Origin of the sequence: Lancefieldella parvula (assembly GCF_963530955.1) — a bacterium.
Lineage (GTDB): Bacteria > Actinomycetota > Coriobacteriia > Coriobacteriales > Atopobiaceae > Lancefieldella > Lancefieldella parvula_A.
The window spans coordinates 1-10,191 of sequence record NZ_CAUSFQ010000046.1 but is presented as its reverse complement, the minus strand read 5'-3'; the positions used below and the strand labels follow the sequence as shown (position 1 = coordinate 10,191).

The following is a 10,191-nucleotide window of genomic DNA, read 5'->3' as shown; positions in this document are numbered from 1 at the left end:
GTGCCGGTCAGCGTTGAGCCAGGTGATAGAACCAGACCGTCAATGCTGTTTCCAGTGCCAGTAAGCGTTGCGCCCTCAGATTCAATCTTGAGTGTAAGACCAGAAGGAATGGTAACCGTAGAGGTCAGATTGAGGTTGCCTTTGAGATGAATGGTGTAGATTGAAGAAGTTTCTCCCCACAGCTCCAGTGCTTTCTCGAGAGATTTAACAGGATCGGAGCTGGAGCCCTCGTTAGTATCGCTACCGTTGGTTCCGTCTACCCAGAGCTCAGTTGATATGTAAGAAAGGCTTCTTGTAACACGGCGAGAAGATCTTTCTGCAGGAGCAACAGTCTGCTCAGAGGTCTGCTGGTTGGAAGTAGCTTCTGCGTTAGCGGTGGTTTCAGCAGAGGTCTCTGCGGTTGCCTCCGAAGTTGAGGCAGTTGCATCACTTGTTTGAGTTGCTGCAACTTCTTGCGTCTGAGCCACCTCTTGAGTGCTTGCAATTTCTGCTAACGCTGAAGAAGGGACCAAAGAGAGCGCAAGTACCAAAGACATAGCTGTCTTTGCCCCTTTGCTTGCAAAGTTCTTGTTTTTTCTTTCCATACCTACCCCTAACAAATAGTGAATACCCCAACAAAATTTGCAATTAAATCTTGCGCTGAAAGTGATGCATCACGATAAGCACGATAGAGATAAATGACACATATTCAGAGCATTTTTCGTATAGATAATTATCTATTATTTTGATAAAAATTGTTAGCTCAACCAGCGATTTTTATAGTTTGAACACATTTCAAAAAACATCTTCATCTCATGTTATATAAATAATTTAATCAAAATATTTGGTACGTTGAAAAATGGCATTTAAATTGCTCTATTTTTGACAATTTTCTCGACATTTGTCATAAACGTGCAACGGATAAAAATTGCAATAGAAATGTATTAAATTTTGAGACAAATGTGAGTTATGCGGAAACTGAATAGTGGAAGCTGGATAGTTAACAATTTCATGAAATTTGGAGTTCAAAATTTTCTAGCAAGAGAAGCTTTGTACACTAAGAAATAGACAGTTAAGAGGATGCACAATCTGCGCAAATAATGCGTGAGAGATACGTTTGAATGTGTTGAGCGGGGAGTTATGGACTCAAAAATTATCGATGACGCTTTGAACTTTGTAAAAGAGGTTTTCTCCACAGATTTTAGTGGCCACGACTACTTCCACACATTGCGTGTGTACAAAATGGCTGTAAGAATTGCGCAAGAGGAAGGGGCAAATCAAGAGATTGTTGCCCTTGCTGCGCTTTTGCACGATGTAGATGACATCAAGCTTTCTCCAGAGACGCATGAGCATAAGGATAGGGCCGTTGGTTTTCTGCGCCAGTATGCTGTCGACGAGGCCATTATCCAGGCAATTTGTACCGCAATCGATGAGGTTTCTTTCTCGGGAACAGATTCGGTAGTTCCCTCAACGCTTGAAGGTATGTGCGTTCAAGACGCAGATCGCCTGGACGCGCTTGGTGCTGTTGGCATCGCACGTACCTTTGCTTATGGCGGAAGTCATGGTCGCGGTATGTACGATCCGGATGAACTGCCAACTCTTAACATGAGCGGCAAAGAGTATCACTCGCACACATCAACATCGCTCAACCACTTTTACGAGAAACTCTTTTTGCTGGCAGACATGATGAATACGCGCAGTGGTAAGGAGCTAGGAAAAGCTCGCGAGAAGTACATGCGTGAGTATGTTGAACAGTTCTTAGATGAGTGGAACGGTAAACGTTAAGATATAGTTTTTAGCTATATGAATTAGTTAAGTATTTGTATTTCACAAGTAAAGCGCTGATTGTCATACTGGTTTCTCGTAAGCAGTTCTAAGGGGCTATGATGGCAATCAAAAATGATAAAACTACTCCACATCGCTTTGATGTTGTTGGCAGCTTTCTCCGTCCAGAAAATCTTAAGCAGGCTCGTATTCAGTTTGAAAAAGGTCAGATTGATACACATGAGCTCAAGCAAATAGAGGACAAAGCTATTACAGAGCTTATCCAAAAGGAGAAACAGGCAGGCCTTAAAGTCATCACTGACGGTGCGTTAAGGCTTTCAACCTGGCACCTTGATTTTATGTGTGCGTTTTAAGGTATTGGTCATGCGCCAACTAAAACGGGACTTCCTTTCCACGATGAGACTGCAGAGATTGACGACACCTTCCTCGTAGGAAAAGTGGAGCTCATCAAAGAGCATCCCTTTATAGAGCACTTCCGCTTTGTCCAGCAGTTTGAGGACGAGACAACCGTTGCTAAGCTTACTATTCCTGCACCTGCACAGTTTATTGAGCAGTTCATTATGCCCATGAACCGCGAGCAGACTGACAAGTACTATGCCAACGATCAGGACCTTCTTGAAGATATTGTTGCTGGCTACGGTGCGTTTATTAAGCAGGTATATGCTGCAGGCTGTCGTAATCTTCAGCTTGATGACTGCTCATGGGGCGTGCTGGTTGACCCACGTGCAGAGCTTTTCTTTGGCGCTGACCAGGAGGGTCTTAAGAGGATCAAAGCACTGCTTTTGGAGATTAATAACCGCGTTCTTGATGCAGCTCCAGCTGACTTGACTATTAACACGCACGTTTGTCGTGGCAACTTCCATAGTACCTGGGCTTGCGAGGGCGGCTATGACGATGTGGCCGATGCTCTTCTTGCTCAAGAGCACGTAAACGCGTTCTTCTTAGAATTTGATGATCATCGCTCCGGTGGCTTTGAGCCCCTGGCTTCTGTTCCAGCTGGTAAAAAAGTTGTGCTTGGTCTGATCACCACCAAGCACGCTCAGCTGGAAGAGAAAGCCAAGGTTATTGAGCGTATTCATGAGGCAGCTCAGTACGTACCTCTGGAGAACCTCTGCCTTTCTCCCCAGTGCGGCTTTGCAAGCTGCGAGATTGGTAACAAGCTCACTGAAGATGAGCAGTGGGCAAAGATTGCGCTCGTAAAAGAAATTGCCGAAGAGGTTTGGGGTTAAATATCAGTTGATTTACGGCTTGTCTGCGACTTACATGCCGTTTACCGAAGAGTTTCTGACCATACGATCTTCTCGACTCCTGTCCACTAAAATGGACAGGAGTTTTTTATTGGAGCTAGACTTCGGAGGCAGTATGCCAAGCGAGAAGACCCGCTGCTTGCACCTCGTAAAAATTTTCGAGGAAGAAACTGATGACGATCATGGTTTGAGCACGCCTCAGCTTATTGAAAAGCTGGCAGAGCGCGGGCTAAGCGTGGAACGTAAAACACTCTATGATGACATCAAATCGCTGCAGAATTTTGGCTACGACATCCAGTCTTACCAGCGCCATCCTGTTGAGTATGGTCTGGCAACCAGGAAGTTTCAGGCTGAAGAGCTCATGTTAATGGCAGACGCTGTGCAGTCGTCAAAGTTTTTGACAGAGCGTAAAGCAAATAACCTGGTGAGTCTTATCGGTGAACTAGGTGGAAAGTCTACCTCCGACACGCTGAAGAAGCGCATCCATGTTGAGGGTCGCATTAAGTCGCAAAATGAGTCTGTGTTTTATGCTCTTAATGCTATTCAAACGGCTCTTTTGCAGAAGAAAAAAGTCTCGTTTAAGTACCGCAAAAAAGGCTTTAAAGATAAGGTTATTGAAGAGCTTCCCGTAAGAGAAGAAACGCCTGTTCAACTTACGTATATTGACGATTTCTACTATCTTATTGTGTGGAACGATAAGCATCAAAACTTTGTCAATTATCGCGTGGACCGCATGTTTAGACTTGAGGTTTCTGATGCTGACGCCACGGTTAACGAGCAGATCAAGCAGTTTGATATAGACAAGTATCAAGAGCGCGTCTTTGGCATGTACTCGGGCGAGGTTGTTGAGGTCACACTTCGTGTTAATGAGCGCGTAATGTGCTCGGTGTATGACCGCTTTGGCAAGAACATTATTTTGAACAATCCAAGTTCTGATGGAACTACAGCTGACGTACATGTTTCTGTAATGGAAGCTCCAACATTTTACGGCTGGCTTGCAACCTTTGGAACAGATATAGAGTTAGTAGCTCCAAAGAAGACCAGACAGAAATATCAAGAGTATCTGAGCGGGATTCTTCAGAGCTACCAATCACAGAAAGGGACTAGCTAAACGGCGAAGACGGGCTAAAACGGACGGGCTAAACCGGACAGTTCACGAGTACCAATTAGCGAGCATCAATGACGTAAAGACCTGCTTTAACGAGAAGATGACCATGGTGATCGCTGAGCTGTGTAATCTTGCAGGTAATAATGTTTTGATGTCCGTAGAAGAGCAGAGTACTCCAGAGAGAGTTGTTTTCTCTAGGAACAAAACCCAGCTTATGGTCATTAGAGTACAGAGCAAGAGCCTCTGGGTCATAAGGGTTATCGCGTTCAGGAACAATGGTCAGATCTGAACCAAGTTTAAGTTGATCAAAAATAAGCGGAGCGTCGTAGTAGGGAAGACCGGAAATAACAAAGGAATCAACAAGTTTTGTAGGACTATACATAAGAGCCTCCTTAGAAGATGTTAAGGATAGAGTAGAGAAGTTAAAAAGCATGAGTGTCCAACAGATTGGACAGTATAAGAAAGCTGTAGGGCAGTAAAAAATTTAAAGGGAGCTTATATGATTACAACTAAGAGATTGTTTCTTATTCCATGGCATGCATCTGATGCCAATGAGCTCTATGAATTGGCAAAAGATCCAGAAATTGGTCCACTTTGTGGATGGGAACCTCACAAAACTTTAGAAGATTCCAAGCAGGTTCTTGCAAACGTGCTGTCCGATAAGTCCTGTTATGCCGTAAAAGACATGAGGACCGGTCATCTAATTGGTTCAATGTCGTTGGACTTTGAAGAAATTCCTGATCCAAAGGATTCCTCAAAACAGCTGCATCAGGCAGAAATTGGCTATTGGATTGGTCGTCCTTATTGGGGGCAAGGGTTTGCATCTGAGGGTGCTCAAGCTCTTACCGCATATGCATTTGAAGAGCATGGTGTTGACCAGGTAATTATTAGATATCTTGAGCGCAATAAAAAGTCTGCTTCAGTGGCTCGTAAGTGTGGCTTCACGGAGATGGGCATTATTACAGACTTTAATAAGTACACAGGTAAAGAAGAGCAGTTTGGTATTTCAATGCTCACAAAAGCGGACTGGGAACGTATTCAAAAATAGCGGTTGTTCTCGCTATTTTGTGTTATTTTTAAATGTTGCATAAGGCAAACTCGTATATGCAACGACAAAACTACATGTAAAGTAAATGAAACAGTTAGTGGATTAAAGATTCTGCTTGTAAGAAAAGCGAAAGAAGTCTGCATATGATGATTAATAAGCGCCTCATTGCCCTCATTGAGGAGAGTAAAAAATACATTGGCTTGACCGTGCTTTACCAGTGGATTGCGCTGCTTGCCAATATTGTATTTATGTACTCTCTGGCAAGAATGATAGAAGCTTTGTTCATGGATTATTTTGTCCTCGAAGAGCAGTTGGTGTTTATTGCACTCTGCCTTATTGCTATTGTGATTAGGTATTTCTGCAAACTTGCTCAGCACAAGACAAGCTTTTACGCAGCGAAAAGGGTTAAAAAGACCCTTCGCGAGAAAATCTATCAGAAGCTTTTAGAGTTTGGTCCCTCGTATAAAAATTCATATGCGACCAGTGAGATTGTTCAGCTGGCAGTTGAGGGTGTCGATCAACTTGAGACATATTTTGCGCAGTATCTACCACAGTTCTTCTATGCAGCTTTGGCGCCACTGACACTATTCCTGACGTTGCTTTTTATTAGTCCGGTAGTTGGCATTGTTTTGCTGATATTTGTGCCGCTCATTCCTATGACCATCGTTCTTATCCAGAAGTTTGCAAAGAAGCTTTTGTCCAAGTATTGGGGCCAGTATACGCAGCTTGGCGATACGTTTTTGGAGAACCTGCAGGGTCTGACCACAGCAAAGATTTACAAGGCTGATGGTTTTAAACACAAGCAGATGAACGAGGAAGCCGAGCACTTTAGACGTATTACCATGAAGGTTCTAACCATGCAGCTCAACTCCATCACCGTGATGGATGTGGTTGCATTTGGTGGAAGCGCGCTTGGTACAATTCTTGCAATTCATCAGGTAAATGACCAGCTTCTCTTTATGTGGGAAGGCGTCTTTGTCATTTTGATTTCGGCTGAGTTCTTCCTGCCTATGCGTCTTTTGGGCAGTTATTTCCACATTGCCATGAACGGTATGGCAGCGTCGGACAAGATCTTTGACCTGCTTGATATGCCTGTTCGAGAGCAGGGTACCAAGACCGTTCCAGCTTCCAGTGATGTCGCTTTGCGCAACGTTTCTTTCTCCTACGACGGTGAGAAACCCGTCTTGGTGAATGTTTCTTTTGAAATGCGCGCTAACTCTTTGAATGCCCTGGTAGGAGAGTCAGGCTGCGGAAAATCAACAATTGCAGCACTTCTGACCGGAAAACTTCGCTCGTATTCTGGCGATGTTCTGTTTGGAAATACCAGTTTGTCAGACATTTCTGACCAGAATTTGCTTCAAAACGTTACGTATATTGGTCATCAAGCACATCTCTTTATGGGAAGCGTTCGCTCTAACCTTGCCATGGGTAATCCAGAGGCAACTGAAGAACAGCTCTGGCACGCCCTTGAACAGGTCAATCTTGCTGAGTTCGTAAAGTCTTTGGGTGGACTTGACGCGCCAGTTGCCGAGAAGGGCTCCAACTTGTCTGGTGGTCAGCGGCAGAGATTAGCACTGGCCAGAGCCCTGCTTCACAATAGCCAGATGTACATCTTTGATGAAGCTACTTCAAATATTGATGTTGAGAGTGAAGACGTTATTATGCAGCAGGTTCATCAGCTTGCTCAGACAAAGATGGTGCTGGTAATTTCTCACCGTTTAGTAAACGTTAAAAATGCTGATCAGATTGTTGTTATGCAGCATGGTCGCGTTGTTGGAAGTGGAACGCACCAAGAGTTGCTTGCAACAAATGACGAGTACAAACGAATGACGCAGGCCCAGACAGAACTTGAGAATTATGTGAAAGGAGTCGAGGCGTAATGAAAACAGAAGTTAAGAACAGCGCCACAACTGCACGTACTTCTCGCCGTAGTGCGCTCACTATTATGCTGAGACTGGTGGGGCTGGTTCGTCCGCTGGCTGGCTTTATGATACTTGCAATTTTGATGGGCGTTTTGGGTAACCTTGCCGCCACGTTCATCAGCATTTTTGGAGCATATGCGCTGCTCAGTGCTATGGGCTTTGCTTCATCTTCTCCTATGGCGCTACTTTTTGGTGGCATGCTTTTGTTTGCCCTGGTCCGCGGTCTGCTGCGCTATGCCGAGCAGGAATGCAACCACTTTATTGCGTTTAAACTGCTTGCGCTTATTAGAGACCGTGTGTTCACGGCGCTCAGAAAGCTTGCTCCTGCAAAGCTTGAGGTCAAAAATAAGGGCAACCTGATGAGTGTCATTACCTCAGACATTGAGTTGCTTGAGGTTTTCTACGCACACACTATCTCGCCTATCTGCATTGCGGTTGTGTTCTGCATTGTAATGGTGTGGTTTATTGCAGGTACTGCCAACTGGATTTTGGGTGTTATTGCACTTGTTTCTTACCTGGTAGTTGGCGTAGCTATCCCGCTTAATATGTCTAAGCGCTCCGAGCAAGACTCTGCTGAGGCAAGAGATCTTGCGGGCAAGCTGTCTACAGTTACCCTTGATAACCTGCGTGGTCTTGACGAGATTCTGCAATATAACACTGGTAAGCAGATGATTAAGGAAACAAGTCAACTAGCTGATCAGTTAAGCGACAGACAGCAAGCAGTTAAGAAAGCATTTGGTGTCAACGATGCGGTCACCTCAACGGTCATTCTTGCCGCAACGCTAGTCATGTTCTTTAGTTCGTTCTACCTGGCCTATCACCAGCAGATTTTTATGAATGAAGCTTTCATTGTCACCATTGCATTGATGAGTTCGTTTGGGCCTGTTGTGGCTTTGGCAGCACTTGGTACAACCCTGACCAGTACGTTTGCTGCAGGCAACCGTGTTTTGGATATTTTGGACGAACAGCCCCTGGTTGAAGATGTAGTGGACCAAAAAGACATCTCCTATGAGGGTGTGCGCGTTTCTAAGCTTTCATTTGCGTACGATGATGAGCAGATTCTAGACAACATTTCCGTGGATATTCCTACCGATAAGATCGTGGGAATTGTGGGAAAGAGCGGCTCAGGCAAGTCTACGCTGCTAAAACTTTTGATGCGTTTCTGGCCAGCAACACCTGGTGCCATTGAAATTTCTGGAACCCCTTTGGAGCAGGTTAATACCTCTAACCTGCGTGATCTTGAGAGCTACATGACGCAGGATACGCATCTGTATCACGATTCCATTAAGAATAACCTGCGCATTGCAAAGCTTGATGCAACGGATGAAGAGATTGTTGAGGCGTGCAAGAAGGCTTCAATTCACGAGTACATTTCCACGCTGCCCCAGGGCTACGACACGCCTGTTGCAGAGCTTGGCGACTCACTTTCTGGCGGAGAGCGCCAGCGCATTGGCCTTGCTCGCGCATTCTTGCATGACGCGCCACTCATGCTGCTCGACGAGCCAACCAGTAACCTAGACAGCCTAAACGAGGCTATTATCTTGCGCTCACTTGATAAAGAAACTGAGCGTAAATCCGTGGTTCTTGTCTCTCATAGGGCTTCTACCATGGGAATTGCAGATGTTGTTTACACCGTTGATGGGGGACGAGTGAGCTGATGACACCTGAAGAAATTGCGCAGAAACGTCAAAAAGAAAAAGATCTTATTTCGCTCATGATTCGTTTTTATTGCGAGAAGTACCATCGCACCAAAGCCCACGGACCTCTGTGCGACGAGTGCGCTGAGCTTGAGAAGTATGCGCATACGCGTGTGGACCGCTGTCCTCACATTGAGACAAAGACGTTTTGCTCAAAATGCAAATCGCATTGCTATAGCAAAGAGATGCGCGCTCGCGTTAAAGAGGTCATGAAATCCACAGGACCTCGACTGCTCCTACACCATCCAATTCTTGTAATCAAGCACGCGCTTCAGTAACGCAGTCCTAGTTGGCCTTGTACACCTTTGACATCTGCGATTTTCTCGCCATTTCACGGTCTTCTCGCCAAAAGTGAGAAGACCGCATTTTTTTGAATCTTTTTCATTTGAAACATAACTGTTAACTCTGAGAATTACGTATTTTTGTCGCGGCGCGTTAGGTTTACAGTGACCTCTCGCTTTACAGAAGGAGGTACTGCGTTGATTAAATCTAAGAAAGCGTCATTTATTTTTAAGCTATTTATTGCTGTGATTGGCACCTTTGTACTGTGTGATTCTGCGGGCGTCTTCCGAATGAACTTCCGCGTTTCTTTCTTGTATTACTTCACCAACATCTCTAACCTGCTACTTGTTGCCTATTATTGGGGTGCACTGTTCCAGGCTTACAAGCATCCCGAGACCGCTCAGAAGCCATGGATGCCAACGGTCAAACACACGCTTATGCTGGGTATTACCGTAACTGGCCTGGTAGCTTACTTCCTGCTTGATCACGGCGAGGTTTTTGTTAACGGCGTCTTTAAGTTCAACAATTTTATTCTGCATGATGTGATTCCTATCTGCGCCGTTTTGGACTGGCTGCTCTTTGACGAGAAGCCAACTATGGGCTTCAAAGAGCCTCTGATCTGGCCTTTGTATCCGCTCACGTATTTTGCGTACATTATTGTTTTGGTACTGGGCTTTGGCGTGCAGATTAAAGAGAAGTCTCGCTGGCCTTACGGATTTATGGACTTTGACAAGCTGGGAGTCCCAACAGTTGCTTTGACCATTGTGATTCTGATTGTTGTCTTTGTTGCCCTGGGCTACCTCTACGTCGTCATTGACAAAAAACTTGGCGAGAAGATCAAGAAGGCTGAAAACTAAACGGACTGCATAGTCAAAGCGAGGTTAAAACCTTAAGCGATTGCACAGCGCTCGGCACTTGTGAACTGACTCCCATTTCTTTGACACGAGAAATGGGAGGCAGTTCAAAACACACCTAAGTCAGATAATCTGTCAAAAAGACGTATACATGACGCTGAAAATACCTCAATCATGCAGAATATCTTCATCAGGTGTGTAAAATGCCCGCATTTGAGCAGATTATCTGACTTAGGTGTGTTCCGTAGATACAGAATTTATCGATAGTT

10 protein-coding genes and 1 pseudogene are annotated in these 10,191 nt (G+C 44.9%); 9 read left to right on the top strand and 2 right to left on the bottom strand.

Annotated features, from left to right (window positions below; translation table 11 throughout):
- Positions 1-584: pseudogene (locus RWJ43_RS04275) on the bottom strand (cell wall-binding protein); the annotation flags it as partial.
- Positions 585-1,119: 535 nt separating this feature from the next.
- Here RWJ43_RS04275 and RWJ43_RS04270 point away from each other — a divergent pair.
- The 4 genes from RWJ43_RS04270 (at position 1,120) to RWJ43_RS04255 (ending at position 4,122) form a co-directional block, all read left to right on the top strand.
- Positions 1,120-1,764 carry an HD domain-containing protein gene (locus tag RWJ43_RS04270; protein ID WP_314008183.1) on the top strand — a complete coding sequence of 215 codons (645 nt, stop codon included), beginning with the start codon at positions 1,120-1,122 and terminating at the stop codon, positions 1,762-1,764.
- A 101-nt stretch (positions 1,765-1,865) separates the two neighbouring features.
- Positions 1,866-2,117 carry a hypothetical protein gene (locus tag RWJ43_RS04265; protein ID WP_314008181.1) on the top strand — a complete coding sequence of 84 codons (252 nt, stop codon included), beginning with the start codon at positions 1,866-1,868 and terminating at the stop codon, positions 2,115-2,117.
- A gap of 84 nt (positions 2,118-2,201) precedes the next feature.
- Positions 2,202-2,993 (top strand): 5-methyltetrahydropteroyltriglutamate--homocysteine methyltransferase, encoded by a 792-nt coding sequence (locus tag RWJ43_RS04260; protein WP_314008178.1) that lies wholly within the window; start codon positions 2,202-2,204, stop codon positions 2,991-2,993.
- A 133-nt stretch (positions 2,994-3,126) separates the two neighbouring features.
- Positions 3,127-4,122: a WYL domain-containing protein gene (locus tag RWJ43_RS04255; RefSeq protein WP_314008176.1), complete on the top strand. Its 996-nt coding sequence runs from the start codon at positions 3,127-3,129 to the stop codon at positions 4,120-4,122.
- Between the two features lie 55 nt (positions 4,123-4,177).
- Here the strand turns inward: RWJ43_RS04255 and RWJ43_RS04250 are convergent, their stop codons facing one another.
- Positions 4,178-4,501 carry an HIRAN domain-containing protein gene (locus tag RWJ43_RS04250; protein ID WP_314008173.1) on the bottom strand — a complete coding sequence of 108 codons (324 nt, stop codon included), beginning with the start codon at positions 4,499-4,501 and terminating at the stop codon, positions 4,178-4,180.
- 117 nt (positions 4,502-4,618) lie between these two features.
- On the opposite strand from RWJ43_RS04250, the gene RWJ43_RS04245 reads away from it, so the two are divergent.
- The 5 genes from RWJ43_RS04245 to RWJ43_RS04225 all read left to right on the top strand — a co-directional run bounded on the left by RWJ43_RS04245 (position 4,619) and on the right by RWJ43_RS04225 (position 9,925).
- Complete coding sequence (locus tag RWJ43_RS04245; protein ID WP_314008170.1) at positions 4,619-5,167, top strand: GNAT family N-acetyltransferase; 549 nt, start codon at positions 4,619-4,621, stop codon at positions 5,165-5,167.
- 143 nt (positions 5,168-5,310) lie between these two features.
- Positions 5,311-7,047, top strand: a complete 1,737-nt coding sequence (locus RWJ43_RS04240) for an ABC transporter ATP-binding protein/permease (protein WP_314008167.1) — start codon at positions 5,311-5,313, stop codon at positions 7,045-7,047.
- Positions 7,047-8,747 (top strand): ABC transporter ATP-binding protein, encoded by a 1,701-nt coding sequence (locus tag RWJ43_RS04235; RefSeq protein ID WP_314008164.1) that lies wholly within the window; start codon positions 7,047-7,049, stop codon positions 8,745-8,747. Before RWJ43_RS04240 ends, RWJ43_RS04235 begins: the two co-directional genes overlap by 1 nt.
- Complete coding sequence (locus tag RWJ43_RS04230) at positions 8,747-9,064, top strand: nitrous oxide-stimulated promoter family protein (protein WP_314008162.1); 318 nt, start codon at positions 8,747-8,749, stop codon at positions 9,062-9,064. Before RWJ43_RS04235 ends, RWJ43_RS04230 begins: the two co-directional genes overlap by 1 nt.
- 201 nt (positions 9,065-9,265) lie before the next feature.
- Entirely contained in the window at positions 9,266-9,925 is a 660-nt protein-coding gene (locus RWJ43_RS04225; protein WP_314008159.1) for a Pr6Pr family membrane protein, read from the top strand.
- The last annotated feature ends 266 nt before the right edge of the window (positions 9,926-10,191 follow it).

Bases quoted from the DNA above. Each gene is read 5' to 3' on its own strand.
- RWJ43_RS04270 (WP_314008183.1), top strand. From the start codon at position 1,120: ATGGACTCAAAAATTATCGATGACGCTTTGAACTTTGTAAAAGAGGTT.
- RWJ43_RS04265 (WP_314008181.1), top strand. From the start codon at position 1,866: ATGGCAATCAAAAATGATAAAACTACTCCACATCGCTTTGATGTTGTT.
- RWJ43_RS04255 (WP_314008176.1), top strand. From the start codon at position 3,127: ATGCCAAGCGAGAAGACCCGCTGCTTGCACCTCGTAAAAATTTTCGAG.
- RWJ43_RS04250 (WP_314008173.1), bottom strand. From the start codon at position 4,501: ATGTATAGTCCTACAAAACTTGTTGATTCCTTTGTTATTTCCGGTCTT.
- RWJ43_RS04245 (WP_314008170.1), top strand. From the start codon at position 4,619: ATGATTACAACTAAGAGATTGTTTCTTATTCCATGGCATGCATCTGAT.
- RWJ43_RS04240 (WP_314008167.1), top strand. From the start codon at position 5,311: ATGATGATTAATAAGCGCCTCATTGCCCTCATTGAGGAGAGTAAAAAA.
- RWJ43_RS04235 (WP_314008164.1), top strand. From the start codon at position 7,047: ATGAAAACAGAAGTTAAGAACAGCGCCACAACTGCACGTACTTCTCGC.
- RWJ43_RS04230 (WP_314008162.1), top strand. From the start codon at position 8,747: ATGACACCTGAAGAAATTGCGCAGAAACGTCAAAAAGAAAAAGATCTT.